Origin of the sequence: Paludibacterium sp. B53371 (assembly GCF_018802765.1) — a bacterium.
In the GTDB taxonomy this organism is placed as follows: Bacteria; Pseudomonadota; Gammaproteobacteria; order Burkholderiales; family Chromobacteriaceae; genus Paludibacterium.
Genome location: NZ_CP069163.1, coordinates 2,266,724 through 2,292,057 on the forward strand (window position 1 = coordinate 2,266,724; position 25,334 = coordinate 2,292,057).

Consider the following 25,334-nt stretch of genomic DNA (forward strand, 5'->3'; position numbering starts at 1 on the left):
AACCGATGATACAAATCAAGAACCTCGCGCTGCGGCGCGGCCTGAAAGAACTGCTCAAAGATGCCAGCCTGACCCTTAATCCGGGCTACAAGGCCGGCCTGGTCGGCGCCAACGGCGTCGGCAAATCCAGTCTGTTTGCCCTGCTGATGGGTGAACTGCATGCCGATGCCGGCAGTGCCGACATCCCGCCCAACTGGGTGATTGCCCACGTCGCACAGGAAACACCGGCACTGACGCAGAGCGCGCTGGACTTCGTACTGGATGGCGACCACGAACTGCGCACCCTGGAGCGCGATCTGGCCGCGGCAGAAGCCGCCGGCGATGGCATGGCCCAGGGGCATCTGCACGACGAAATGACCCGCATCGAGGCCTACAGCGCCCCGGCACGTGCAGCCCGGCTGCTCAACGGTCTGGGCTTCAGCACCGAGCAGCATGCCCGGCCGGTCGCCAGCTTCTCCGGTGGCTGGCGCATGCGCCTGAACCTGGCCCAGGCACTGATGTGCCGCTCCGACCTGCTGCTGCTCGACGAGCCGACCAACCACCTGGATCTGGAAACCGTGTTGTGGCTGGAAGAATGGCTCAAGGGCTACCCGGGCACCCTGCTGGTCATCTCGCACGACCGCGACTTCCTCGATGCCATCTGCAGCCATATCGTGGAAATGGCCCAGCAAACCCTCTCGCTGTACACCGGCAACTACAGCCAGTTCGAGATCATGCGTGCCGAACGCCTGTCACGTCAGCAGTCCGACTTCGACAAGCAGCAGCGGGAAATCGCCCACCTGGAAAACTTTATCCGTCGCTTCAAGGCCAAAGCCTCCAAGGCACGCCAGGCTCAAAGCCGGGTCAAGGCGCTGGAGAAACTGGAGCGCATTGCCCCGGCGCACGTGCACTCCCCGTTCGACTTTCACTTTGCCACCCCCGACAGCCTGCCCAACCCGCTGCTGCGCCTGGACGAGCTATCGGCCGGCTACGGTGAACGCACCATTCTGTCCCGGGTGTCCCTGTCGGTCGAGGCAGGCAGTCGCATCGGCCTGCTGGGCGTCAACGGCGCCGGCAAGTCGACCCTGGTCAAGGTACTGGCCGGCGAGTTGTCGCCCCTGCAAGGCCAGAGCATCACCTCGCCCACCATCCGCATCGGCTACTTTGCCCAACACCAGCTGGAACACCTGCGACTGGAAGAATCCCCCCTGTGGCACCTGCAGAAAAAAGCCCCGCAGGCACGCGAACAGGAGCTGCGCAGCTTCCTCGGCGGCTTCAACTTCCGCGGCGACATGGTCAATGACCCGGTGGGCCCGATGTCCGGCGGCGAAAAAGCTCGCCTGGCGCTGGCACTGATTGTCTGGGACAAACCCAACCTGCTGCTGCTCGACGAACCAACCAACCATCTGGATCTGGAAATGCGCCATGCGCTGACCATGGCCCTGCAGGACTTTGCCGGCGCCCTGCTGGTGGTATCGCACGACCGTGCCTTGCTGGAGTCCACCACCGACACCTTCTGGCTGGTGGCCGATGGCAGCGTACGCCCCTTCGACGGCGATCTGGAGGATTACCGCCAGTGGCGCCTGGCACAATTGTCCGAAGCACTGCGGCCTGCGGCATCCGAGGAACCAGCCGTCAACCGCAAGGAACAAAAGCGGCTGGAGGCAGAGAACCGGCAACGACTGTCACAGCAGCGCAAACCGTTGCAACAGCAGCTCAACAAGCTGGAAAAGGAACTGGAAACCCTGGGCAGCGAGAAGGCGGCACTGGACAGCTTCCTGTCGTCGGCCGAGGCCTACGAGGAAGCCAACCGCGAGCGCATGACCATCAGCATCAAGCGCCAGGGGGAGGTCAGTACGCGGCTGGCCGAGGTGGAGGAAGCCTGGCTGGGCGTACAGGAGGCTTTGGAACGCCTGGAGAACCCGGGAACAACAGGTTGACCCTCCCGGACGCAGGTCAAGCCATAACATGCCAAATCAGCCCGGTGCGCCACCACCGGGTTGCTCACAAGAACTTTGGGATAAGGCTGTGGATAAGCCTGTTAATTGCCTGTCCGGGCGAGATTTTGTGGCAGCGATCAATTTCTAGCCACCGACTGGATGCACTTAGTCAAAAATGGCGCGCAAAAGTTCCGCGCACCTCAAACAAAGACACAAAATAGTCCGGCCAACGCACATTGCAAAACTATTGTCATACACTTAAGACGTAAACGACTGATTTGGGTTGCCCACAAGAATCGGGGATAAATCTGTGGACAACCCTGTTAATTCACTGTCCGGCCGGGACTTTATCTCGCTGGTCAAAAACTGGCCAGCGACACCCCGGACCCTAGCCCCAGACCACGCCTTGCAGCAATAGCTCTTCGGCATGCTTGAGCGCTGCCGCCAGATCCGGCTGCAAATTGCGCTCCCCCATATCCGCCGCCAGACGCGAGCCGACCAGCAGATCCATGACTTCGGCGCCCGCACCGCACAGCACCAGCACCCGCCCCTGCTCGCGCAGCTTGCTATTGAGGCTGTCGAGCGCCAGCAGGCCGGTGGTATCCAGCAACACCAGCCGGTGCAGCTGCAGAATGATCACACGCGCATCCGGTGCCTGGTGCAGTAACTGATCCACCGTATCGGCCGCCCCAAAAAACAGTGCACCCTCGATCCGGAACGCGGCGCAGCCCGGCGGGACGACCTTGCCGGCAATCGAGTGACGCTCGAACAGCTGGGCGTACTCTGGCTTGAGCAAATGCACCCCGGTATGGCGCGCCATGCTCTGAATGAAAAACACCGCGGCCATCAGCAGGCCGACCTCGACCGCCACCGTCAGATCGAAGGTAACCGTCAGCACGAAAGTCACGATCAGGATGGCGGTATCGCGGCGAGGAAACAGCATGGCCTTGCGCACATCCCAGTCACCCATCTTCAGTGACACCGACACCAGAATCGCGGCCAGCACGGCCAGCGGAATATACGATGCCAGCGGTGCGGCCAGCAGCAGGATCAGCAGCAGCACCAGGCAGTGAATCAGGGCAGCGACCGGCGTCCGCCCGCCATTACTGATGCTGGTCGCGGTCCGCGCCACGGCACCGGTCACCGGAATACCGCCGAACAGCGGCACCAGCAGGTTGGCAATCCCCTGCGCCATCAGTTCCTGGTTCGCATCATGCTTGTCATTGGTCATGGTATCGGCCACCACCGCACACAGCAGGGACTCGATGGCACCCAGCAAGGCGATGGTAAAGGCCGGAGCCAGCAGATCGGACAGATGATTGAAATCCAGTTGCGGCACGACCAGAGAGGGCAAGCCTTGCGGAATCGCGCCGAACTTGCTGCCGATGGTGGCCAGCGGCAGATGCAGCAGCGAGCACACTACCGTGCCCAGTACCAGTGCCACAAAGGGCGATGGCAAGAGTTTGTTGAGACGGCGCGGCCACAGCAGGATCAGCGCCAGCGTCAGCACGGCCACGGTCGTGGTCAGGGGATCCAGATGCGGCAGAGACTGTTTCAGGGTTTGCGCCACAGCGAAGAAACCGGACGGCATGTGCGCCACCGGCAAGCCGAAGAAATCTTTCAGCTGGGTCAGGAAAATCAGCAGGGCAATCCCGTTGGTGAACCCGGTAATCAGCGGCATGGGGAAGAAGCGGATCACCTGTCCCAGGCGCAGCAGCCCCATGATCAGCAGCATCACACCGGCCATCATGGTACAGATCAGCAAATTGGCGACGCCGTACTTCAGCACGATGCCATAAATGATGACGATGAAGGCCCCGGTCGGGCCGCTGACCGACAGGCGCGTCCCCCCGAACAGGGCAGCCAGCAGGCCACCGATCACCGCGGTGAAAATCCCCGCCTGCGGCGTCACCCCGGAGGCCATGGCAAACGCCATGGCCAGCGGCAGCGCCACAATCCCCACCGTCAGCCCGGCCATCAGATCATGGCGGAAAATTTGCCGGTCATAGCCGGCCAGACAGTCCAGTAACCTTGGACGAAATGCAATCATGACAAGTCTTCTTGAAAATGGATAAACCCGGATCCAGCCCGCCTTCCGCGCCCATGGTCTCGGCAACCAAACCGTGGTGCCTGCAGCGCAATAACTTGTTCTGAGGCGATCGAACGCTGTGCTAAAATCCGCTTTTTAAAATGTCGCCGAGATCAACGATGAAAAAACTGCTGGCTCTCCTTGCGCTGCTGCCTGGCCTGGTGCTGGCGGCGCCGGTGGTCGAACTGACCACCAACCAGGGCAATATCGAGATTACGCTTGATCAGGCCCACGCACCCAAAACAGTTGCCAACTTTCTGGCCTATGTCAAATCAGGTCATTACAACGGTACTGTATTCCACCGTGTTATAGAAGGTTTCATGATCCAGGGCGGCGGTTTCGATGCCAAACTCAAGCAGAAACCGACACGGGCACCGATCGTCAACGAGGCCGACAACGGCCTGAAAAACACCATCGGCACGATCGCCATGGCGCGCACACCGGAACCCAATTCGGCCACGGCACAGTTTTTCATCAACGTCGCCAACAACGACCCGCTCGATTTCCGCTCCCGCACCGATGAGGGCTGGGGCTATGCGGTATTCGGCAAGGTGACGCGCGGGATGGATGTGGTCAACCGCATCTCGCACATGAAAACCATTGATGTCGGCATGATGTCCGACGTCCCTGAAAAACCGGTCGTGATCATCAAGGCGGTGATCAAGGGCTGAGTCCCCCTCTCCACGCTATATCGAAGGAACAAGACATGATCAAACTGAGCACCAACCTGGGCGATATCGTCATCGACCTGTACCACGACCGCGCACCGGTCACCGCCGCCAACTTCGAACAGTACGTGCGTGACGGCCACTATGACGGCACCATCTTCCATCGCGTCATCAACGGCTTCATGATCCAGGGCGGCGGCTTCACCGCCGACATGGCGCAAAAAGAAACCCGCGAGCCGATCAAGAACGAAGCCAACAATGGCGTCGGCAACAAGACCTACACCATCGCCATGGCCCGCACCATGGACCCGCACTCGGCCTCGGCTCAGTTCTTCATCAACGTGGCAGACAACGACTTCCTGAACCACACCTCGGCGACCGCCCAGGGCTGGGGCTATGCCGTATTCGGTGAAGTGGTCGAAGGCAAGGACGTGGTCGACCGCATCAAGACCGTACCGACCGGCCGCAGTGGCATGCACCAGGACGTACCGAAGGAACCGGTGACCATCGTCAAGGCTGAAGTGATCGAAACCGCCTGATCGTCCCCCGCCCCCTGCCCGTCAGGGGGCCTATCCATACCCACCGCCGCGCGGAGCCGCCATGGCCATCCACCTGATTTCCGACCTGCACCTGAGCGAAGAGACGCCGAAACTCAACCAGCTGTTCCTGAGGACACTGGCCGACTGGCAAGGAAAGATCGACGCCCTCTACATCCTTGGCGATCTGTTTGAATACTGGGTGGGAGACGACGACGATTCGGATTTCATCCGCCAGATGCTGGCCGCCATGCAAGCGTTCTCCCGCGTCACGCCGCTGTTTGTCATGCGTGGCAACCGAGACTTCCTGCTGGGCCAGGGCTTTGCCGACGCCAGTGGCGCCACCCTGCTGGAAGAGCCGAGCGAGCTGCAGGTCGGCATCGGCCGCTACCTGCTCTGCCATGGCGATGCCCTGTGCACCGATGATCTGGCCTACCAGCAGTTTCGCGCCCAGAGCCGCCAGCCGGCCTGGCAACAGGCGATGTTGTCACGACCGCTGGCCGAACGCCATGCCATCGCGCGCCAGGCACGCATGGCCAGCGAGAGCAACAAACAGCAGACAGGCCTGAGCGATATCTCCGATGTCACCGACAGCGCCGTGCTCGCCCTGCTGCAGGCTCATGGCTGGCCAATGCTGGTGCATGGCCACACTCATCGCCCAGCCTGTCATCTGATCGAGCAGGACGGACAGCAAACCCAGCGCTGGGTAATTGCCGACTGGCACGATGATCGTGGCGGCTATCTGCAAATCGACACACACGGCATCAGCGCCCATGCACTGGGGCCTGTCACCGGCGAGCGCTGATCGCCAGGCCCCTGGCGCCCCCACCCCCGGCCGGCACACTCAACTGGAACAGCTCAGGCAGATCTCTGCCGCCCAGGAGGGTGGCAGCGCCGCATAGGCCTCGAACTCGGGCTGCTCGTCAAAGGGATGCATCAGGCATTGCTGCAGACGGGCAATCTCGCTGTAGTCGCGTGCATCACGCGCCCGGGCAATGGCCTGTTCCGCCAGATAATTGCGCAGGATGTATTTGGGGTTGACCGCCAGCATCGCCGGATGACGAACGGCATCGACACTGCCCTCGGCCTGCAGGCGGGCACGATAGCGGGCAAGCCAGGCCAGCCAGTCGGCCGGCTCGGCAAACAGCGCGGTCAGCGCATCATCCTCCCCTTGCAGCGACAGACGACTCAGACGCCGGAAGAACACCGTAAAATCGACCGCCTGCGCCTGCAACAGCAGCAGCAAAGCCTGCAACAGCGACTCGTCGTCATCCTGCGCAGAGACGAACCCCAGCTTGGCACGCCAGCGGCTCAGCCAGGCCTGGCGGAACACGCCCGGAAAATCCTCCAGCACGGCCAGCAGATCGGCCTCCGACACCAGCGGCAGCAGCGCACTGGCCAGACAGGACAGATTCCAGTGCGCCACGCGTGGCTGCTCGTTATAGGCGTAGCGCCCGCCATGGTCGGAATGGTTGCAGATATGGCCGGCATCGAAGGCATCGAGAAAACCGAACGGGCCATAGTCGAGGGTCAGGCCGAGGATCGACATATTGTCGCTGTTCATCACCCCGTGGCAGAAACCAACAGCCTGCCAGGCAGCGACCATCTGTGCGGTACGCCGGCTGATTTCGGCAAATAGCGCCGCATAGGGCTGGTCGGCCGCCAGGCACTGCGGGTAATGATGCTGCAGCACATGGTCGGCCAGGGCGCGCACCACATCGTGCTGGCCGCGGTGATAGAACACCTCGAAAGAACCGAAACGGATAAAGCTGGGCGCCACGCGCGTCACCACCGCCGCGGTTTCGGCGCTTTCGCGCCAAACGGTCTCGTCGGAACCGGCCAGGCACAAGGCACGGGTGGTCGGGATGCCCAGCCCATGCATGGCTTCGGAGCACAGATATTCGCGAATACTGGAACGCAGGACCGCACGGCCGTCCCCCATGCGCGAAAAGGGAGTCTGCCCGGCCCCCTTCAGCTGCAGCTCCATGACACCGTCCGCATGAGGCAAATCACCCAGCAACAGAGCCCGACCGTCGCCCAGCTGCGGCACATACACCCCGAACTGATGTCCGGCATACAGCGCGGCCAGCGGTTGTTCGCCGTCGGCCACGGCCGAACCGGCGAACAGGAGCAGCTGGCTGGCCAGCAAATCATCCGGCAGCCCCAGCTCGGCCGCCAGCGCGGCGTTGCGGGCAATCCAGTAGGGCTGGGGCAGCGGCGTCGGCGCCACCTGGCGGTAACACACGGCAGGCAGCGAACGGAAGCGCTGGCCGAAACGGGGAAATGAGATAGGCATGCCCGGATTCTAGCCGTGGCCGACGCGGAAAAAAACGTGGTTACCGGTAGGGGAATGACTTACTTGCTGCGACCACAGCCCGGCCGGCAGTAATACATGCCGCCGTGCCCGGCCTTCGGTTCATGGCCCTGGCTGATGAGCCAGGCCCGGCGTGCTTCGCGCGCCGCATTGACGGCGGCCGCCGACAGCCGGGTCGAGGCAAAATGACTGACCTGGCGCGTCATCTTGGCCATGGCACCACAGGAAACGTCGCTCAGGCGAATGGCACGGGCAATCGGATCATCCGGATCCTGCCAGGGCTTCAGCCACAGCGCATGCAGGGCACTGAGCCATTGCTCACCCACGCGCTGCATTTCGCGCTGGCTGTCGGCATGAACCTGCCACCAGGCCAGCGAGGCCACCATGGCACCGTCCAGATGCTGCTGCCATTCCTCCTCGCGCCAGTTCATGGCGGAGTCGATGGCATCGGCCACCGAGCGACAGACATCGCGTTGCGCCTCGTCCAGGCAGCGACGATGGTGATCCAGGGTATCAAGATAGCTACGCATGGCGGCAAACCCGTCGATGAAGTGAAGATCAGGAAAGAGCCTGTGCTTCGGCTGGCGACAATGTCCAGATCTCGGCCAGGGAGGACAGCAACAAACGCATGACCGGATCGCCCTCACGGTCTGCAGGATAGACAAACTGCAAATCAAAATGTTTGCGCACGCCGGGAACAACCCACAATGCGCCGCGCGCCGCCATCGCCTGGGCGGCATCCTCACGCACCAGCGCCAGCCCCACCTCCGACGCCACCAGCTCGAGCAGGGTGTCGTGATGATCGCACTCCACCAGCTTGCGCGGTGAAATATTCAGTTCGCGCCACAACTCGGCCGTCAGGCGGTTAAAGCTGGAAAACTGCGAAAGACCGATCCAGGGCAACTTGCCCAACTCTCGTAACTGGCCACCGGCCAGACGCTCGCGCCAGGCGGTCGGCATGGCGATCACGAAAGGCAGCTGCGTCAACAACTGGGTATTCACGTTGGCATAGGGGTTTTTTCCGAGGAAAAATCCCCCTTCCAGCTCATGCTTGCGTACCTTGTTGAGGATGTCGATCGTCACCCCCTGATACAGGCGTAAATCGAGCAAAGGGGTACGCTGACAAAGGTGCGCGACCCAGGGGCCAATACGCAGAATCGACGGCGACAAGGCCAGACCGATGCGTGCCAGCCCGCCGGGCTGCCCTTTCAGGCTACGGGCATGGTCAATCATGTGACGAGCCGAATCGAGGATAGACTGCGCTCGTGGCAGCAGGTCCTGTCCGGCCAGGGTCAGCATCACGCCCCCCGCGGTACGTTCGAACAGCGGCAAACCCACCTCTTCTTCCAGCGCCTTGATCTGCGCCGTCACTGCGGGCTGCGACAGATGCAACTGCTCGGCAGCCTGGGTCAGATGCCCCTGCTGCGCGACAGTGACAAAGGTGCGCAGTTGATAGATTTCCATGGATTGCTTCAGCCGCTTGAGTCGGCCGCCCGAGCACTTCGATTGCGCTGAGCATAGCAGTTATGCAATTTGGCTACAACGACGGTTTCACGCCAAAACAAGCCCGACACCCACAGGCAACCTGTCTGACAATCCATCAGGAATGGAGCAAAAAATCTATTGCAATAGATTGTTTTTAAATGGTTTTTGCATTGCATCATCGGCATGACAAATAACAGGCATCAAAATTTGCGATTAGCCATCCGGACGCCCCCTCTATATGGTTAAACAGCGGTGTAATACCCGCACTACAAAGGAGACGACCATGGATCAAGATGTACTGAAAAAAGTACAGTCCAATCCCAAATTTATCGAACTGGTGCACAAGAAAACCAGTCTGGGCTGGACTCTGAGTGTGATCATGCTGGTGATTTACTACGGTTTCATCGCCCTGCTGGCCTTCTCTCCCAAGACACTGGGTACGCCGCTGGCCGCGGGCATGGTGACCACCGTCGGCATCCCTGTCGGGGTACTGATCATCCTGTCGGCCTTCGTGCTGACCGGCATTTATGTCCGCAAGGCCAACAGCGAATTCGATGCACTCAACAAGCAAGTGGTAGAGGAGGCACAACAATGAAAAACCGCCTGATCCCGATCGGCACCGCCTTGCTGCTGCTGGCTGCACCGCTGGCACAGGCCGGCGAGGCCATCAGCGGCGAGGTCAAACGCCAGCCGCTGAACATTCCGGCCATCACCATGTTCTTCATTTTCGTGCTGGCCACCCTGGGCATCACTTACTGGGCGGCACGACGCACCCGCTCCGCCAAGGATTTCTACGCAGCCGGAGGCGGCATCACCGGTCTGCAAAACGGTCTGGCGATTGCCGGCGACTATATGTCGGCAGCGTCCTTTCTCGGTATTTCCGCCATGGTGTACGAAAAGGGCTATGACGGCCTGATCTACTCCATGGGCTTCCTGGTCGGCTGGCCGATCATTCTGTTCCTGATTGCCGAACGCCTGCGCAACCTCGGCAAATACACCTTTGCCGACGTGGCCTCCTACCGCCTGAGCCAGACCCCGGTGCGCAGTTTCGCCGCACTGGGCACGCTGGTGGTGGTGGCGGTTTATCTGATTGCCCAGATGGTCGGTGCCGGCAAGCTGATTCAGCTGCTGTTCGGCATGAACTACACCTCGGCCGTGCTGCTGGTCGGCATCCTGATGGTGCTGTACGTCACTTTCGGCGGCATGCTGGCGACCACCTGGGTACAGATCGTCAAGGCGGTGATGCTGCTGTGTGGCGCCACCTTCATGGCCCTCATGGTGCTGCAGCACGCCGGCTTCAGCTTCGAAACCCTGTTCCAGCAGGCCACCGCCGTCCACAGCAAGCACCTGGCGATCATGTCCCCGGGCGGTCTGGTTTCCAACCCGATTGACGCCATCTCGCTCGGCATGGCGCTGATGTTGGGTACCGCCGGTCTGCCGCACATCCTGATGCGCTTCTTCACCGTGGCCGATGCCCGCGCTGCACGCAAATCGGTGTTTTACGCCACCGGGTTCATCGGTTACTTCTACATCCTGACCTTCATCATCGGCTTTGGCGCCATCATGCTGGTGCTCAACCAGCCGGGCATGATGGAAACCGTGATCAAGGAGGGCAAGCCCGTCACCCAGCTGATCGGTGGCAACAATATGGCCGCCATCCACCTGGCCGATGCCGTCGGCGGCAATCTGTTCCTCGGCTTCATCTCGGCCGTGGCCTTCGCCACGATCCTGGCGGTGGTTTCCGGTCTGGCACTGTCCGGCGCCTCGGCGGTGTCGCACGACATCTACGCGTCGATCATCAAGAAGGGACAGGCCAATGAGGCCGATGAAATCCGCGTTTCCAAGATCACCACGGTGATCCTGGGGCTGGTCGCCATCGTCCTGGGCATCGCCTTCGAGAAGCAGAACATCGCCTTCATGGTCGGCCTGGCCTTCTCGATCGCCGCTTCGGCCAACTTCCCGGTGCTGTTCCTGTCGATGTTCTGGCGCGGCCTGACCACGCGTGGTGCCGTCGTCGGCGGTCTGGTCGGCCTGATCTGTGCCGTCGGCCTGATCATTGTCGGCCCGACGGTCTGGGTGGATGTGCTCAAGCACAAGGAAGCCCTGTTCCCGTACAAGAACCCGGCCCTGTTCTCGATGACCCTGGCCTTCCTGACCACCTGGCTGTTCTCGATTACCGACAGCTCGGCCCAGGCAGAAAAGGAAAAGGCCGAATTTGACGCCCAGTTTGTCCGTGCCATGACCGGCATCGGTGCCAGCGGCGCATCCAAGCATTAAGACGCAACAGCGCCGCCCGGTTCGGGCGGCGCGCATTTGAATGGCTTTATCAAGGAGAAATTCATGTCCGCCCTGGAATCCATCCTCAAGGAAACCCGCAGCTTTCCCCCGTCCGACGATTTCCGCCAGAAGGCGGCCATCCCGGGCATGGAGGCCTACAATGCCTTGTGTGATCAGGCCAACGACCAATACCAGTCTTTCTGGGGCGACCTGGCACGCGAGCTCCTGACCTGGAAAAAACCGTTCACCCGGGTACTGGACGAAAGCCAGGCCCCCTTCTTCAAGTGGTTTGACGACGGCGTGCTGAACGTGTCGTACAACTGCCTGGACCGTCATCTGGCCAGCAGCGGCAACAAGACCGCGCTGATCTTCGAAGCCGATGATGGCGCCGTCAGCAAGGTGAGTTACAACGAACTGCATCAGCGCGTCTGCCAGTTCGCCAACGGCCTCAAGCACCTTGGCGTCACCAAGGGTGACCGCGTGGTGATCTATATGCCGATGGTGGTGGAAGCCATCGTGGCCATGCAGGCCTGCGCCCGGATCGGCGCCATCCACTCGGTGGTGTTCGGCGGCTTCTCCGCCGGTGCCTTGCGCGATCGCGTACAGGACGCCGGGGCCAAGGTGGTGATTACCGCCAACGAAGGTCTGCGCGGCGGCAAGACCGTCCCGCTCAAGGCCACGACCGATGAAGCCATCGCCATGGGCGGTTGCGAGAGCATCCAGCATGTCGTGGTTTACCAGCGCACCCCCGCTCAGCCCGCCAGCTGGAGCGAAGGCCGCGATGTCTGGTGGCACCAGCTGGTCGCCAGTCAGCCGGTACAGTGCGAACCGGAATGGATGAACGCCGAAGACCCGCTGTTCATCCTCTATACCTCGGGCTCCACCGGCAAACCCAAGGGTATCCAGCACTCCAGCGCCGGCTACCTGCTCGGCGCCATCAACAGCTTCCGCTGGGTCTTCGACTACAAGCCGAACGACGTTTACTGGTGCACCGCCGATGTCGGCTGGATCACCGGTCACTCCTACATCTGCTACGGCCCGCTCGGCATCGGTGCCACCCAGGTCATCTTCGAAGGGGTGCCGACCTATCCGGATGCCAACCGCTTCTGGCGCATGATCGAACAACACAAGGTCACGCTGTTCTATACCGCGCCGACCGCCATCCGCTCGCTGATCAAGCTCGGTGCCGAGGCACCCAAGCAGTTCGACCTGTCCTCGCTGCGGCTGTTGGGCACGGTGGGCGAACCGATCAACCCGGAAGCCTGGATGTGGTACTACGAAGTGGTCGGCGGTGGCCGCTGCCCGATCGTCGACACATGGTGGCAGACCGAAACCGGTTCGGCCATGATCGCCCCGATGCCTGGCGCCGTGGCGACCAAACCGGGTTCTTGCACCTTGCCGCTGCCGGGCATCATGGCCGACATCGTGGATGAGTCCGGCGCACCGGTCGAGGCCGGCAAGGGGGGCTTCCTGGTGATCAAGCGCCCCTTCCCCAGCCTGGTCCGCACGATCTGGGGCGACGCCGATCGCTTCAAAAAGACCTACTTCCCGGAAGAGTTCGACGGCAAATACTATCTGGCGGGTGACTCTGCCCACCGCGATGAAAATGGCTACTTCTGGATCATGGGCCGGATCGATGACGTCCTGAACGTTTCCGGTCACCGCCTGGGGACCATGGAGATCGAATCGGCGCTGGTGGCCAACCCGCTGGTGGCCGAAGCCGCCGTGGTCGGCAAGCCGCACGAGATCAAGGGGGAAGCCGTGGTGGCCTTTGTGGTCTTGAAGGGACCCCGACCGCAGGGGGACGAGGCCAAGAAGGTGGCCGACAACCTCAAGCAATGGGTGGCGCACGAGATCGGCAAGATTGCCCAGCCGGATGAAATCCGCTTCGGCGAGAACCTGCCCAAGACCCGTTCCGGCAAGATCATGCGCCGTCTGCTGCGTTCGCTGGCACGCGGCGAGGAGATCACCCAGGACGTGTCGACGCTGGAAAATCCGCAGATCCTGCAACAACTGCAGCAATCGGCCTGATCGGCTCAAACCGGCAGGATGGCGCCCGGCAGAGACCGGGCGCGGCATAAAACCATGCAGCACAAATCTTAACGCCCGGCATGTGCCGGGCGTTTTTCATGCGACTACCTCACGAGCAAGACAGCTTATCGTGCCAAAGCAAAGACGTGCTGCACGCCCTGGCCATCGACCAGATTGCCGGAAATCAGATCACCACTGGAGGACAGCTGGGTCAGATAGGCATCCCTGACGCCACCCTGGTCAGCATAGGCCGCATTCAGGGTATCGGTCAGGTCAACCAGCTGGCCGTTTGCAACATAGTAAAAGGCATGGCGGTGGCCATCCTTCTCGAAATCACCCACGATGACGCCACCATTCGCCGACATGGCCGCCGGATGAAAGTCGCCGGCGCCAGGCAGGGTGCCCAGATCGTTCATGCCGTTCTGGGTGTAGACAAACACATGGTCTTTGCCGACGGCAGGCGCGGAATAACCCATGATCACGTTCCCATTATCGGACATGGCCACCACCGTGGCCTCCTTGCCGCCCAGCGTCCCCAGATCCTGCATGCCACGACCGTCGACATAGCGGAAAGCGCGATGGTTGGATGTATTGCCTGCCACGACAGAACCGCTGGTCGACACTGCAACCGGACGCACACTGTGGTTATTGAGGGTGCCCAGATCCTTCATGCCAATTGCATTGTTATACAGGAAGGCATGACCGGTCGTGGTGTAGCCGTCGGATACCCCCGCCACCCAGTCACCAGACGAGGAAACAGCCGTCGCTTCCGAAGTTGCCCCGCCCAGGGTGCCGATATCCTTGACAGTGCCACCCAGGCTCCAAATGAAGGCATGCTGGCTGCCACCCAAACCAACGCGGCCGACGATTTGCTGACCGGAAGGCGAAGCCGCATTGGCAAAGGTCACATTGTTGCCACCATCCAGCTGTTGAAACTTGCCGGAGATGATATCCAGACGATAAGCATGCGTCATGCGATCATCGAAAGCGGAAACCATATTGCCTTGCAGCGAGCTGCCATTTCGCGCCATGGACTGCACCGAATAGTGGTAGTCCTTCTTGCCCATGATGTCGACGTTGCGATCTTCCGTCACCAGCATCACATCATTCGGCAGCGACTTGTCGGCCGGGGTCTGTACCACGCTGGCCAGCCAGCGACCGTCCGGGCCGCGGGTGACCGGGCCTTCGCTGAACACGGTCCCGTTATCGGAAACGAAGTCGTACAGGAAATCAAAGCCACCGGCACTGGCGGTAACCGGTTGATGGCTCTGTGCCAGAGCCGGCAGCGACATGGCGGCCAGGGCCCCCATGACCAGGGTACGGGTAAAATGCTGTTGCAAATGCATGAGTCTCTCCATTAAACGCCACAAAGGAAGAAGCATTGTTTACGACATGGCTGTCGGCCAATATAAGCAAGATCCGAAAGGCCTCTCTGACTCAAGGCGCTCGTCAGCACCCAATACAACGCCCCCGCCAACCTGCAGATTGGCGGGGGCGCAAAACGGTCAGACAACCGGATTACAACAGAATGGCAAAGGCGTGCTGTACACCTTGCTGATCGGTGAAGTCGCCCGAGACAACGTGACCATCGGCCGACAGTGCCGTGAATCGGGACTGGACAACACCATCGTTAGCGAAGGTCCGTGCCAGATCCGCATTCATGTCCACCAGACCGGTGGCGGCGCTGTAGTAGAAAGCGTGGGGCTGCTGATTCACCTGCACAGCACCGATGACCACCTTGCCATCATCCGACATGGCCGCCGGGCGGAAATCCTGCGCCCCGGGCAGTGTGCCGAGGTCTTCCATCACCTGGTTGAAGAGGAAGACATGATCAAAACCGGTTGCCGGGGCGGAATAGCCCATCACCGTCTTGCCATCACGCGACATGGCCACCGTCACGGCATAGCGACCGCCGAGCGTGCCCAGGTTTCGCCAGCCCAGCCCCTTGACATAAACAACCGACTGCGAAGCGGTGCCGGCATCATAAGTCGCCGCCACCACCTGACCACCGTCCGACACGGCAACCGGACGGACCGCGGCGTTACCGGGCGAGCCGAGATCCTGAATTTGCTTGCTGTTGACGCTATCGAACAGGAAAGCGTGGCCGCTGAAAGTACTGCCGTCCGCTTCACCGGCAATATAGTCGCCGCGACGGGAAATGGCGGTCGCTTGCGAACGCCCGCCCAGGCTGCCGATCAGGTCCAGCCCGGTACTGCCGCAGCCCCAGGCAAAGGCACGCTGCTGGTCGCCGGTACCCACACCGCCTACCACGACGTCGCCATTGAGCGAGCTGGCATTGACCACACTGACATCACCAGCGTCCGGCGCCATCTGGTATTGCCCTTTCTGGGCATCACTTATGCAGAATGCATGAGCCTGGTCCGGCAACCAGGTCGGTGCCAGATTACCGATCAGCTTGCTGCCATCCTGAGCGATGGCACTCAGGTGAATGTTGACCGGCTCATGGTTAGGCGTATCGCCTTCGATACCACGTGTCCAGCCCTCATTCCCCTCCTTGCCCCCCACCAGCAAGGCGGTCTGGGGGGTCATCGCCGCTTGTTTCATGGTCCGTTGCAGGCCGCCGCTCCAGAACTGGCTGCCCACATGCGCAACCGGACCAGCCGCAAAGCCATTCACATCATTCGAGGCCTGGTTATAGAGTACGTGAACGATCACCGGGCTTTGTGCCATGACCGGCATGGTCAGGCAGGCCAGTGCACCGGCAATCAGAGAGCGAGACAACTGAAGAGGCAGACGCATCCAAAACTCCATTGAGAGGGTTAAAAACCGGAGAGGCGATGCTCTCGCACACAATGGGTGCCAAAAATCGGATGAGTACGAAAGGAAACACTGACGTCGCAGGAAAAAGCAGGCAAATGACCTGTCGGCAGATCAGGACATTCTGACAATAAACTGGCATAGTGACGGCCAGGAGATCTCCATGACCGAACAACGCGCCCAGGCGTATGCCCGGCGCTTCAACCGGGTGTTTGATTACATCGACCAACATCTGGATGAAGACCTTTCGCTGGAACGGCTCAGCCAGGTGGCCAATTTTTCCAAATACCATTTCCAGCGCCAGTTCACCGACTACTGCGGCATCAGCGTCAGTCGCTATATTCAGCTGATGCGTATGAAGCGTGCTTCATTCCGCCTGGCATTCAACCCGCTGGAACGCATCATCGACATTGCGCTGGAGAGTGGTTTCGAGAACCCGGAGTCGTTTACCCGTGCCTTCAAGCAACTGTTCGGACAAACGCCCAGTGCCTTTCGCCGCAAGCCGGACTGGGAGGCCTGGGCGCGTCGCTACCAGCAACACAAGCGGCAGCGTCCGCTGAACCGGGAGGTTGACATCGTCGACTTTCCCCAAACGGCGGTGGCCATCCTGCCCCACCGTGGCGCCCCCTCTCTGATCCCGAACACAGTACGGCGCTTTATCGACTGGCGACGGGAAAGCGGCCTGTCTCCGCTGGAGAGCAGCCAGACCTTCGGCATTGCCCATGACAACCCCGAGACCACCGCGCCGGAAGCCTTTCGCTTCGATGTCGCCGGCTCGGTCCTGGCGCCGGTGCCGGCCAATGAGCAAGGGGTGGTCAACGGCGTGATTGTCGCCGGGCGCTGTGCCCGCTTGCGCCATCATGGCAGCCATGACCATCTGGGGGAGTCCGTGCTGTACCTGTATCGTGAATGGCTGCCACACAGCGGCGAAGAATTGCGCGATTTCCCGCTGTTTTTCCACTACCTCAGTCTGCTGGTCCATACCCCGGAGCACCAGTTGCAAACCGATATCTATCTGCCGCTGAAATAAGCCGCCCTGCCTGCAGTGCGGTTGAAGCCACCGGCAGATCATCGGATAATGAGGCCCTTTCAGCCGCCTGCCATCCGCCGCATGTCCCGACCCGTCATCCCGCTCGTCAGCGCAGAAGCCATTGATGCCATCCTGCCGCAAACCCAGTGCCGCCAATGCACCTATCAAGGCTGCCGGCCCTACGCAGAAGCCATTGCCCGCGGCGAGGCCGACATCAACCGCTGCCCGCCCGGTGGCGAAGAAGGCATCCGCAGGTTATCGGCACTGACCGGCAAGCCTTATCTCGGCTTTGCACCGGATGCGCCCCAGCCCAGGCCGCGTGCCCTGGCGGTGATCGATGAAGAAAACTGTATCGGCTGTACCCTGTGCATTCAGGCCTGTCCGGTCGATGCGATTCTGGGGGCTGCCAAGCAGATGCATACCGTGATCGGGGACGAGTGCACCGGCTGTGAACTGTGTGTGGCACCCTGCCCGGTCGACGCCATCAGCATGGTGCCGCTGCAACCGCTGACCATGGGACTGAGCGCCGCCCAGTCGCAGCATGCGCGGCAACGCTACCTGCAAAGAGAGGCCCGGCAGGCACGCGACCGGGCCGAGAAGGCAGCCCGGCTGGCCGCCCGTCAGACCGCGCCGGCGACAAGCCCGGACGCCCCGGCAGCGCCCGTGGCGGCCAACACCCTCGACGAGCAGAAAAAGGCCGTGATTGCGGCCGCCATGCGTCGAGCGGCCGAACTGCAGGCGGCCCGCAAGGCCGGGGACAAATCATGAACAGCGCCAAACGTCTGGAGATCTTTCGCCGCTTCGCCGCCGAGACGGCCAAGCCGACCACCGAGCTGAATTACCGCAACCCGTTCGAATTGCTGATCGCGGTACTGCTGTCGGCCCAGGCGACCGACGTCAGTGTCAACAAGGCCACCGTCGGTCTGTTTGCCGCGGCCCCGACGCCCGAGGCCATGCTGGCGCTGGGCGAGGCCGGCGTCATCGAGCACATCCAGACCATCGGGCTGTTCCGCAGCAAGGCGCGCCATATCATGGCCACCTGCCACCTGCTGCTGGAGAAGCACGGCGGCCAGGTACCGGACCAGCGTGCCGCGCTGGAAGCCTTGCCCGGCGTGGGCCGCAAAACGGCCAATGTGGTGCTCAACACCGCGTTCGGCCAGCCAACCATCGCAGTCGACACGCATATCTTCCGCGTGGCCAATCGCACCGGCATCGCGCCGGGCAAGGATGTCCGCGCCGTCGAGGACGGCCTGATGCGCAAAGTGCCCAGAGAATACCGCCTGGATGCCCATCACTGGCTGATTCTGCACGGACGCTATGTCTGCAAGGCACGCAAACCCCTGTGCCAGCGCTGCCTGATCGCCGATCTCTGCGAATATTCTGCAAAAACGGTATGATAGCCCGCAGGCAGGTCTGTTTTCGGAACAATCCTGCTTGAAAACTGTCTTTCGGCCCCGAAATTCAGCCAATATAACAATCTGGTCATATCGACTCCATCAGCCTAAAGGATAGCCTTGTGACTGCCCGTGTTCGTCTGTTGTGCACCGCCGCCTTGACGCTGACTCTGCTGACTGGCTGTGATCAGGTGCGACAATGGTTCCACAAAGAACCGCCTGCGCCGACCGCCCCGGCGGTCATTCCGGCACAGCAGGACGGCAAGATCGGCATGCTGTTGCCAGACTTCACCCAGCTGGTCGAGCGCGCCGGACCGGCGGTGGTCAATATCCAGGCTGTGCGCAATGGCCCGGCCGGCGAGGAGGAAAGCACCGATGCCGGCGGGCAGGATGACCCCTTCTTCGACTTTTTCAAGCGCTTCATGCCCAACCCCTACGATCAGGGCAGTGAAGGCCAGGACCAGCAAGCGCCATCGGACAGCATCTCGTTTGGCTCGGGCTTTGTCATCAGCCAGGACGGCTACATCATGACCAATGCCCATGTGGTACAGGGTGGCAACCCGATCAAGGTGGTGATGACCGACAAGCGCGAATTCAAGGCCAAACTGGTGGGCCTGGACAAGCGCACCGATGTGGCCTTGCTCAAGATTGACGCCTCCTCGCTGCCAGTGGTCAAAGTGGGCGATCCGGACCAGCTCAAGCCGGGCGAATGGGTGGCGGCCATCGGCGCACCGTTCGGCTTCGAAAACTCGGTCACCGCCGGCATTGTCTCGGCCAAGGGCCGCAGCCTGCCGGATGAAACCTATGTCCCGTTCATTCAGACCGATGTGGCCATCAACCCGGGCAACTCCGGCGGCCCGCTGTTCAACCTGCGCGGCGAAGTCGTCGGCATCAACTCGCAGATTTACAGCCGTTCGGGCGGATTCATGGGGATCTCCTTTGCCATCCCGATCAATCTGGCGATGAATGTCGCCGATCAAATCAAGGTCAAGGGCAAGGTCAGCCGTGGTCAGCTGGGGGTCAGCATTCAGGAAATGACGCAGGAGCTGGCGCAGTCTTTTGGGCTGTCACAGCCTCGCGGAGCACTGGTCGTTCGCGTCGAGCCGCAAAGCCCGGCAGCCCGCGCCGGTGTCCACCCGGGGGATGTGATCCTGCAACTGGATGACAAGACCATCACCAGCTCGAAGGATCTGCCGCAGGTCGTGGGCAGCATGAAGCCCGGCAGCAAGGTCAAGCTGCGCATCTGGCGCAAAGGCAGCGAAGTGCAGTTGTTTGCCACGCTGGGCGAGCTCTCCAATGACACGGCCGCGCAACCGGCGACCGAGCCGAACCAGCCGCAGAGCTATCAGTTCGGCAAGCTCGGGCTGGTGGTCAGCGAAATCCCGCCGGCACAGCTGGCCCAGATCGGCCTGCGCGGCGGTCTGCTGGTGGAAAAGGTCAAGGGGCTGGCGGCCCGTTCGGGACTGATGGGCGGAGATGTCATCATCGGCGTCAACCAGACCGAGGTGACCACCATCAAGGGCTTCGAGCAGGCGCTGTCCAGTGCGCACGGCAATATTGCGTTGCTGGTCCGCCGCATGAGCGACACCTTGTATGTACCGCTGAAACTGAACTGATCTGCAGCCTGCCAGGACAAGCCCGACCAGACGGTCGGGCTTTTTTTCAGGCCAGCCGCAGTGCGGACAGTGCCTGCTCCAGTACATGGCGGGCCGCCCGTTCATCGCCGCCATCCTGCCGATGCCACAGCACTGACAGTCCGCTCCAGGCGGCAATCCAGCCCAACAGCCGCTGAGGCACCAGCCCGGCCTCCTCGCAGACCAGGGCCAGCAGACGTTCCAGCCTTCCCGGCTGCAGCACGACGTCCAGACAGGGGTTGCAAAACAGATTGGCATAGTCGAAACCACGCTCTCCATACAGCCCCTTGGGATCGATGGCACACCAGCCCCCCACCCCCTGCATGACGTTGCCGTGGTGCAGGTCGCCGTGTAACAAAGTGACCTCCTGCTGACTGCTCAGCAGCGAAGCCGCCAGGCCGGCAGCCTGACGCAACGCGACCTCCCCTCCGGCCTGATACTGCAGCAAATCCTGGAACCATTGCGACAAGGGCATCAGGACCGGCAAGGGTTCTGCCCCAGGCCGATGCAACTCGCGCGCCACCCGACACAACACCCGGGTCGCCTGATCATCCTGCCCCTGTTGTGACATGAGCGGCAGCGAAGGCTCGGGCAACAGGCGCGCCATCAGCAAGGCCGGCCCATGCAGCCCCAGCACCGCCGCGGCACCGCGTCCGTCACGCCAGGCCATCCACTGATTGCCGCGGATTTCCTCTTCGGTCAGGGCAATCTTCAGCATCGCCGGCTGACCGCGCCAGCGTACCGCCTGCAGGACACTGCTGGCGGTATGAAACGGGGCGGCGTCGCGACGCAGTTGCCAATGCGCGATATAGCGCGCCAACAGATCAGATGGTTGTTGCTCGGCAGTCATGAAACATCCTCGTGATGGAACAAGCCCGGCGGGACAAACGGGTGCCGCATGGCACGGCAAGCCCCCCTCTATCGGTGGCTGATAGCAGAGTGGACTATGGAGGACACAAGAAAATTCCTGCCAACGCAGAAAAAGACTGTCTCGTCAAAGTGGCATGGCAAACCATGATGGTTCGTGGAACGTGCGAACTGCAACTCACTTGGCATGGCTATAGGCGCTGCTGCTATGATGCCATATCGCTGATTCTACCCATCCGACATGAAACCGATTGCCCTGTTCCAACATCACCCCGACGACGGTGCCGGTTACTTTCTTGATTTCGCCCGACGCAGCCATTTGCCTGTCGTCCTGTTTCGCGGCGATATGGGAGAGGCCTTGCCGACCACCATTCAGCCGTTCTCTGCCCTGGTGTCGCTGGGCGGACCGATGAGTGTCAATGACCGGCTGGACTTCATCGAATACGAGACGCTGCTGATGGAAGAAGCCATCGCGCATCAGATCCCGATTCTGGGGCACTGTCTGGGCAGTCAGCTGCTTGCGCGCACCCTGGGGGGCGAGATTCGGGCCAATGCACCGTCCCCGGTGGAAATCGGCTGGCATCGGGTGGAAGCACTGGACGACCGGCATCCGGACTGGACCGGGATGTTCCGGCTCGGAGAGGTGTTTCAGTGGCATAACGAGAGCTGGAGCCTGCCAGAAGGCGCAGAACTCCTGCTGGGCAATGCACACTGCGCTCACCAGATGTTCCGTCATGGGCCGCATCTGGGCATGCAATTCCATATCGAAATTACCGCCGACAAGATCCGCGCCTGGTGTCGCAGCAGCAGCCACGAACCGGCCCAATGGGCACATTTGCCCTGTGCGCAGTCTGCCGAGGCCATGCAGCAGGACCTGACGGACAAGGTGGGCCTGTCCAACCGCATGGCCGATGCCATTTATCAACGCTGGAGTCAGGCACTTTATCAGAAAGGGTAAGCATGGATTTTCTGACCACGGACTTGTGCGATGCCCAGCCGGACAAGGTGCAGGTGCTGGAGCCCCTCTTCCGCGCCTATGGCGGCCGGACACGTTTTGGCGGCCAGATGGTGACGCTCAAGCTGTTTGAGGACAATGCCCTGGTGCGCAGCACACTCTCCGAGCCGGGACGGGGCCGCGTTCTGGTGGTGGACGGCGGCGGCTCTTTGCGCTGTGCGCTGCTGGGTGATCAGCTGGGCGAGCTGGCCGTGCAAAACGGCTGGGCCGGGGTGCTGGTCTTTGGCGCCATCCGGGATTCGGTCGCGCTGGGTAAACTGCCGCTCGGGATTCGTGCCCTGAATACTCACCCCATGAAATCGATCAAGCGCGGGGAAGGTCAGCGGGATCTGTCTTTGCGTTTTGCCGGCGTGACACTCCAGCCTGGTCATTGGCTGTATGCCGATGAGGACGGGATCATCGTCAGCGCCGACGCCCTGCTCTGACCTGCCCGCCCAGGGCCTAGCCGGATTCGAGCTGGTGCGAACGCCGGCGCGGATGGGGCTGGCTGCCCTCTTCCACCGAACGTTCATGCACGGGCAGCCCCCCCAGTTGTGCCGGCTCGGCCCAGGGCAGGTGGCTAGCCCACCAGGTATGATGCTCTGGCTGCAGCCACTGCGGCTGATCCAGCGAGCACAGCGTCAGATCCACCTCACCCGGATCGGATTCATGGCGATAACTGAGCGTGGTGCCGCAACGCCGGCAAAAGCCGCGCTCCACCGCGGCCGAAGACCGATACAGCGCCTGCGCCTCGCCGCGCCACTCCACCTCCGAGACCCGGACGGTAAACCAGGACACAAAGGCGGCCCCGCTGGCCTTGCGGCAGGTCTTGCAATGGCAGTGTGTCAGGTAGCCCGGGACGCCTCGCACCACATAGCGAATCGAGCCGCACAAACAACCTCCGGTGAGTTGATCCTGCATGCTGCACTCCTTTGCCGACGGCGGTGACGGTGTCCCTACTATGCATGTCGCATGGAGAAATGCCAAGTAAACCATTTGACGATGGTTGCCTGGGCAATATATTGTCCGTCCATGACATGGAATGACACCCCCTTTCGGGTCACCCCGGAAGACCTGACCTGCGTCCCCTCCTCCGAAGCATTGGGCTATCTCATCCTCGGCGCCAAAAGGCGACTGACCGAGATACTGGAAGAGGAGTTGGCGCCACTGGGCCTGACTGCGGCACAATCGGCCGTGATCATGCAGCTCTACCGCGGCGAAGAAAACACGCCGGCCGGCTTCTGCCGGCTGCTGGATTACGACCCTGGTGCCATGACCCGGCTGCTGTACCGTATCGAGCACAAGGGACTGTTGCGTCGCGCGCAAAACCCGCAGGACCGGCGGTCTTTCCGCTTCGAACTCACCGAGGCCGGACGCGCGCTGTGCCCGGCGATGCTCGAGAGGATTTGCCAGGCTCACAATCGCCTGCTGGCCGGACTCGGCCAGCAGGATGCCGACACCTTGCGGCGACTGCTTCAGTGCATCTTGCGGCGCCACTAAGCCCCCAGACCAGGTTTGACTATGGCGTGATGCCCCCGCTCGCCGGCGTGAGCGGGTAGGCTCGCCAGGCGCAAGCCGGCTGCAGCGGGTCGTCACACTGGCGGCCAAGCCCCAGAAGGGCCGCACCGGCCTGGCGATTCTCGGCGCGGATGCTCAGCACCTGCTCTTGCAACAAATTGACCAGCCGGTCCTGATGTTCGCCCTGCCAGCGCCACTCGAAATGCCCCCCCGGCTGGCAGCGCTCGCTGCGCAAGCGGCCATCCCTGGCCAGGGTCAGACAAAGCACCGGTCGCGCCACCGCATACAGTTGCCGCTGACGATTCAGTGCCCACCCCTGTCCGGAAGACTGATCGCAAGCCCGCCCGGACACCTCCCCGCCTTCCCGGTGCCAGGTCAGACAATACTGGGCGTCATGACGCCAGGCACGCACCTGCAAGGGGAGTTCAGGCCGGAACAGCGGTGCGGACCAGTCCACGGTGACCGTTGTCGCCAGCGACAGATCATGGCTGCTGGCATAGTGGGCAATCTGCGTGGGCGTGATGCGTGACAGGGCCGCCATGACCCTGGCCTCGGCGCGGATCTGAAAGCGTGTACTGCCCTGTTCGTCCACCGGCACCTGCCAGGTTGCCAGCATGCCGGGCAGGAAATTGGCATGAGACAGCCCGCTGAACAATTCGCTGCGTACCGGCAGCGCCCCCTCGCGGATCTCGTCGTCGCTGCGGAACATCTGCTCGTCCAGACCCAGCTGCCATTGCAGGTCCAGCAGATTGCCGCGCGTTCGGTTGAGCACCCGATACTCCTGCAATGGATAGCGCAGGGTGGTGGAGCGGGTTTCGCCAGACTGCCGGCTCTCCCCCAGGGAAACGCCGGCACTGCTGCCGTGCAGGGACAGTCCGGCCTGGAGCTGCCGCTGCTGCGTCGCACTGCGGCTGATATCGACCGTGGTCCCGCGCGCCTGATTTCTCGGCTCATGCTCCAGCAATTGCAGATGGGCAGGGCCATCCGGCTCGATCGTGATGGCATAGTGGCCGGCATAAGGCCCGAACCAGCTGTGCCGCAAGGTCCGGCCACGATCCAGCGTCAACTGCTGATGCTGCTGCGGGGACAGATGCCAGCCGCTGCCCCCGGCCTCACCGGCGCCCAGCGACAGGCGCAGATACTTGCCGGCCGGCCAGCCGGGCGGTGCCCCCGGGCTGTCGGAAGAAAAATGATCCAGACGCAGACGGGTCTGGAATGTCGCCCTGCCCTCGCAGGCATCTTGCGGATTCTCCAGACTGATGCGCCCCAGAAACCCCTTGCCGATATCCCGCGCCAGCGGACAAGGCTGCGGACCGTGCACCAGCGTCAGTGACAGGGTATGTGCGGTCAGCGTCTGGCTGAGGCCGAGGCTGCGCCGTATGCGCCGGGGCGAGTGCTGTTGTTCGCGCCAGGCGGCGGCGAGCTGCGGCGCACTGCCCGCCTGACCGGCCAGCACGGCCAGACTGCCATCCGGCTGGCGCGACACCAGCAGAAGCGGCAAGGACACTGACAGCCCCAGCCATCGGCGCGTGAGCATCGCCGCCTCAGCAAGGCCCGCGACCCGCTGATCGAAAACCAGCGGCCCCTGTCCGGGCTGCGGCAAGGGGGGAAAGGGTTGACCCGGCATCAGCGTCAGCGGCCGGGCCGCCTGACCGGCCAGCGCAGCCAGCAAGGCGGCGGCATCCGGCGTCATCGCCATAAGCGAGGTACTGAACAGCAAGGGGGCAGTATGCAGACAACGGGAATAGCGCATGATCGTCTCCTGACAAGAAGAGCGTTCACGCTAGCCAAGCTGACGCA

23 protein-coding genes are annotated in these 25,334 nt (G+C 62.0%); 14 read left to right on the forward strand and 9 right to left on the reverse strand.

From position 1 onward, the window contains the following. The first annotated feature begins 5 nt into the window (after positions 1-5). A complete protein-coding gene (locus JNO51_RS10880; RefSeq protein WP_215776958.1) occupies positions 6-1,919 on the forward strand; it encodes an ATP-binding cassette domain-containing protein in 1,914 nt (637 codons plus the stop codon). 388 nt (positions 1,920-2,307) lie between these two features. Here the strand turns inward: JNO51_RS10880 and JNO51_RS10885 are convergent, their stop codons facing one another. Beyond that, entirely contained in the window at positions 2,308-3,969 is a 1,662-nt protein-coding gene (locus tag JNO51_RS10885; protein ID WP_215776960.1) for a SulP family inorganic anion transporter, read from the reverse strand. A gap of 158 nt (positions 3,970-4,127) precedes the next feature. Between JNO51_RS10885 and JNO51_RS10890 the strand changes: the two genes are divergently transcribed. The 3 genes from JNO51_RS10890 to JNO51_RS10900 all read left to right on the forward strand — a co-directional run bounded on the left by JNO51_RS10890 (position 4,128) and on the right by JNO51_RS10900 (position 6,017). Continuing rightward, positions 4,128-4,679, forward strand: a complete 552-nt coding sequence (locus tag JNO51_RS10890; RefSeq protein WP_215776963.1) for a peptidylprolyl isomerase — start codon at positions 4,128-4,130, stop codon at positions 4,677-4,679. A 35-nt stretch (positions 4,680-4,714) separates the two neighbouring features. Beyond that, entirely contained in the window at positions 4,715-5,215 is a 501-nt protein-coding gene (locus tag JNO51_RS10895; protein WP_215776965.1) for a peptidylprolyl isomerase, read from the forward strand. 61 nt (positions 5,216-5,276) lie between these two features. Continuing rightward, the gene (locus JNO51_RS10900; protein WP_215776967.1) at positions 5,277-6,017 is read left to right on the forward strand and encodes a UDP-2,3-diacylglucosamine diphosphatase; all 741 of its coding nucleotides are present in this window, start codon (positions 5,277-5,279) and stop codon (positions 6,015-6,017) included. 39 nt (positions 6,018-6,056) lie between these two features. On the opposite strand, the gene JNO51_RS10905 is transcribed toward JNO51_RS10900, so the two are convergent. The 3 genes from JNO51_RS10905 to JNO51_RS10915 are packed head-to-tail and all read right to left on the reverse strand — an operon-like array spanning position 6,057 to position 8,990. Beyond that, entirely contained in the window at positions 6,057-7,508 is a 1,452-nt protein-coding gene (locus JNO51_RS10905) for a YdiU family protein (protein WP_215776969.1), read from the reverse strand. Between the two features lie 59 nt (positions 7,509-7,567). Continuing rightward, positions 7,568-8,056 carry a hypothetical protein gene (locus JNO51_RS10910; RefSeq protein ID WP_215776971.1) on the reverse strand — a complete coding sequence of 163 codons (489 nt, stop codon included), beginning with the start codon at positions 8,054-8,056 and terminating at the stop codon, positions 7,568-7,570. 28 nt (positions 8,057-8,084) lie between these two features. Beyond that, the gene (locus tag JNO51_RS10915) at positions 8,085-8,990 is read right to left on the reverse strand and encodes a LysR family transcriptional regulator (protein WP_215776973.1); all 906 of its coding nucleotides are present in this window, start codon (positions 8,988-8,990) and stop codon (positions 8,085-8,087) included. Between the two features lie 304 nt (positions 8,991-9,294). Between JNO51_RS10915 and JNO51_RS10920 the strand changes: the two genes are divergently transcribed. From JNO51_RS10920 to acs, 3 genes are all read left to right on the forward strand, one after another. Beyond that, on the forward strand, positions 9,295-9,606 hold the full coding sequence (locus JNO51_RS10920) for a DUF485 domain-containing protein (protein WP_215776975.1): 312 nt from the start codon (positions 9,295-9,297) through the stop codon (positions 9,604-9,606). Then, complete coding sequence (locus tag JNO51_RS10925) at positions 9,603-11,288, forward strand: cation acetate symporter (protein ID WP_215776978.1); 1,686 nt, start codon at positions 9,603-9,605, stop codon at positions 11,286-11,288. Before JNO51_RS10920 ends, JNO51_RS10925 begins: the two co-directional genes overlap by 4 nt. 63 nt (positions 11,289-11,351) lie before the next feature. Beyond that, a complete protein-coding gene (gene acs / locus JNO51_RS10930) occupies positions 11,352-13,319 on the forward strand; it encodes an acetate--CoA ligase (RefSeq protein ID WP_215776980.1) in 1,968 nt (655 codons plus the stop codon). 125 nt (positions 13,320-13,444) lie between these two features. On the opposite strand, the gene JNO51_RS10935 is transcribed toward acs, so the two are convergent. Both JNO51_RS10935 and JNO51_RS10940 read right to left on the reverse strand, forming a co-directional pair. Next, positions 13,445-14,665, reverse strand: coding sequence for a hypothetical protein (locus tag JNO51_RS10935; protein ID WP_215776982.1), 1,221 nt, complete (start codon positions 14,663-14,665; stop codon positions 13,445-13,447). Between the two features lie 172 nt (positions 14,666-14,837). Beyond that, positions 14,838-16,079, reverse strand: a complete 1,242-nt coding sequence (locus tag JNO51_RS10940; protein WP_215776984.1) for a hypothetical protein — start codon at positions 16,077-16,079, stop codon at positions 14,838-14,840. A gap of 181 nt (positions 16,080-16,260) precedes the next feature. On the opposite strand from JNO51_RS10940, the gene JNO51_RS10945 reads away from it, so the two are divergent. From JNO51_RS10945 to JNO51_RS10960, 4 genes are all read left to right on the forward strand, one after another. Continuing rightward, positions 16,261-17,127 (forward strand): GyrI-like domain-containing protein, encoded by an 867-nt coding sequence (locus JNO51_RS10945; RefSeq protein WP_215776986.1) that lies wholly within the window; start codon positions 16,261-16,263, stop codon positions 17,125-17,127. Between the two features lie 81 nt (positions 17,128-17,208). Continuing rightward, positions 17,209-17,895, forward strand: a complete 687-nt coding sequence (rsxB, locus tag JNO51_RS10950) for an electron transport complex subunit RsxB (RefSeq protein WP_215776989.1) — start codon at positions 17,209-17,211, stop codon at positions 17,893-17,895. Continuing rightward, positions 17,892-18,524 (forward strand): endonuclease III, encoded by a 633-nt coding sequence (nth, locus tag JNO51_RS10955; RefSeq protein WP_215776991.1) that lies wholly within the window; start codon positions 17,892-17,894, stop codon positions 18,522-18,524. The genes rsxB and nth overlap by 4 nt, the downstream gene beginning before the upstream one ends. Positions 18,525-18,643: 119 nt before the next feature. After that, on the forward strand, positions 18,644-20,137 hold the full coding sequence (locus tag JNO51_RS10960) for a DegQ family serine endoprotease (RefSeq protein ID WP_215776994.1): 1,494 nt from the start codon (positions 18,644-18,646) through the stop codon (positions 20,135-20,137). A 46-nt stretch (positions 20,138-20,183) separates the two neighbouring features. Here JNO51_RS10960 and JNO51_RS10965 read toward each other — a convergent pair whose 3' ends face one another. Next, positions 20,184-21,005, reverse strand: a complete 822-nt coding sequence (locus JNO51_RS10965) for an aminoglycoside phosphotransferase family protein (protein ID WP_215776996.1) — start codon at positions 21,003-21,005, stop codon at positions 20,184-20,186. Positions 21,006-21,263: 258 nt separating this feature from the next. Here JNO51_RS10965 and JNO51_RS10970 point away from each other — a divergent pair, with 258 nt between their 5' ends. Further along, positions 21,264-21,980, forward strand: a complete 717-nt coding sequence (locus JNO51_RS10970) for a type 1 glutamine amidotransferase (RefSeq protein WP_215776998.1) — start codon at positions 21,264-21,266, stop codon at positions 21,978-21,980. A 2-nt stretch (positions 21,981-21,982) separates the two neighbouring features. Continuing rightward, the gene (rraA, locus tag JNO51_RS10975; protein WP_215777001.1) at positions 21,983-22,462 is read left to right on the forward strand and encodes a ribonuclease E activity regulator RraA; all 480 of its coding nucleotides are present in this window, start codon (positions 21,983-21,985) and stop codon (positions 22,460-22,462) included. Positions 22,463-22,478: 16 nt separating this feature from the next. On the opposite strand, the gene JNO51_RS10980 is transcribed toward rraA, so the two are convergent. After that, positions 22,479-22,937 carry a GFA family protein gene (locus JNO51_RS10980; RefSeq protein ID WP_252346064.1) on the reverse strand — a complete coding sequence of 153 codons (459 nt, stop codon included), beginning with the start codon at positions 22,935-22,937 and terminating at the stop codon, positions 22,479-22,481. 111 nt (positions 22,938-23,048) lie between these two features. Here JNO51_RS10980 and JNO51_RS10985 point away from each other — a divergent pair, with 111 nt between their 5' ends. Further along, the gene (locus JNO51_RS10985) at positions 23,049-23,516 is read left to right on the forward strand and encodes a MarR family winged helix-turn-helix transcriptional regulator (RefSeq protein ID WP_215777003.1); all 468 of its coding nucleotides are present in this window, start codon (positions 23,049-23,051) and stop codon (positions 23,514-23,516) included. Positions 23,517-23,535: 19 nt separating this feature from the next. On the opposite strand, the gene JNO51_RS10990 is transcribed toward JNO51_RS10985, so the two are convergent. Further along, positions 23,536-25,287 carry a ricin-type beta-trefoil lectin domain protein gene (locus JNO51_RS10990; protein ID WP_215777006.1) on the reverse strand — a complete coding sequence of 584 codons (1,752 nt, stop codon included), beginning with the start codon at positions 25,285-25,287 and terminating at the stop codon, positions 23,536-23,538. Between the last annotated feature and the right edge of the window lie 47 nt (positions 25,288-25,334).

What these genes read in the sequence shown, in the direction of transcription:
- JNO51_RS10985 (WP_215777003.1), top strand. Translation starts at nt 23,049, where the DNA reads ATGACATGGAATGACACCCCCTTTCGGGTCACCCCGGAAGACCTGACC.
- JNO51_RS10940 (WP_215776984.1), bottom strand. Translation starts at nt 16,079, where the DNA reads ATGCGTCTGCCTCTTCAGTTGTCTCGCTCTCTGATTGCCGGTGCACTG.
- JNO51_RS10935 (WP_215776982.1), bottom strand. Translation starts at nt 14,665, where the DNA reads ATGCATTTGCAACAGCATTTTACCCGTACCCTGGTCATGGGGGCCCTG.
- rsxB (WP_215776989.1), top strand. Translation starts at nt 17,209, where the DNA reads ATGTCCCGACCCGTCATCCCGCTCGTCAGCGCAGAAGCCATTGATGCC.
- JNO51_RS10885 (WP_215776960.1), bottom strand. Translation starts at nt 3,969, where the DNA reads ATGATTGCATTTCGTCCAAGGTTACTGGACTGTCTGGCCGGCTATGAC.
- acs (WP_215776980.1), top strand. Translation starts at nt 11,352, where the DNA reads ATGTCCGCCCTGGAATCCATCCTCAAGGAAACCCGCAGCTTTCCCCCG.
- JNO51_RS10910 (WP_215776971.1), bottom strand. Translation starts at nt 8,056, where the DNA reads ATGCGTAGCTATCTTGATACCCTGGATCACCATCGTCGCTGCCTGGAC.
- JNO51_RS10915 (WP_215776973.1), bottom strand. Translation starts at nt 8,990, where the DNA reads ATGGAAATCTATCAACTGCGCACCTTTGTCACTGTCGCGCAGCAGGGG.
- JNO51_RS10905 (WP_215776969.1), bottom strand. Translation starts at nt 7,508, where the DNA reads ATGCCTATCTCATTTCCCCGTTTCGGCCAGCGCTTCCGTTCGCTGCCT.
- JNO51_RS10920 (WP_215776975.1), top strand. Translation starts at nt 9,295, where the DNA reads ATGGATCAAGATGTACTGAAAAAAGTACAGTCCAATCCCAAATTTATC.
- rraA (WP_215777001.1), top strand. Translation starts at nt 21,983, where the DNA reads ATGGATTTTCTGACCACGGACTTGTGCGATGCCCAGCCGGACAAGGTG.
- JNO51_RS10980 (WP_252346064.1), bottom strand. Translation starts at nt 22,937, where the DNA reads ATGCAGGATCAACTCACCGGAGGTTGTTTGTGCGGCTCGATTCGCTAT.
- JNO51_RS10895 (WP_215776965.1), top strand. Translation starts at nt 4,715, where the DNA reads ATGATCAAACTGAGCACCAACCTGGGCGATATCGTCATCGACCTGTAC.
- JNO51_RS10880 (WP_215776958.1), top strand. Translation starts at nt 6, where the DNA reads ATGATACAAATCAAGAACCTCGCGCTGCGGCGCGGCCTGAAAGAACTG.
- JNO51_RS10900 (WP_215776967.1), top strand. Translation starts at nt 5,277, where the DNA reads ATGGCCATCCACCTGATTTCCGACCTGCACCTGAGCGAAGAGACGCCG.
- nth (WP_215776991.1), top strand. Translation starts at nt 17,892, where the DNA reads ATGAACAGCGCCAAACGTCTGGAGATCTTTCGCCGCTTCGCCGCCGAG.
- JNO51_RS10965 (WP_215776996.1), bottom strand. Translation starts at nt 21,005, where the DNA reads ATGACTGCCGAGCAACAACCATCTGATCTGTTGGCGCGCTATATCGCG.
- JNO51_RS10945 (WP_215776986.1), top strand. Translation starts at nt 16,261, where the DNA reads ATGACCGAACAACGCGCCCAGGCGTATGCCCGGCGCTTCAACCGGGTG.
- JNO51_RS10990 (WP_215777006.1), bottom strand. Translation starts at nt 25,287, where the DNA reads ATGCGCTATTCCCGTTGTCTGCATACTGCCCCCTTGCTGTTCAGTACC.
- JNO51_RS10925 (WP_215776978.1), top strand. Translation starts at nt 9,603, where the DNA reads ATGAAAAACCGCCTGATCCCGATCGGCACCGCCTTGCTGCTGCTGGCT.
- JNO51_RS10970 (WP_215776998.1), top strand. Translation starts at nt 21,264, where the DNA reads ATGAAACCGATTGCCCTGTTCCAACATCACCCCGACGACGGTGCCGGT.
- JNO51_RS10890 (WP_215776963.1), top strand. Translation starts at nt 4,128, where the DNA reads ATGAAAAAACTGCTGGCTCTCCTTGCGCTGCTGCCTGGCCTGGTGCTG.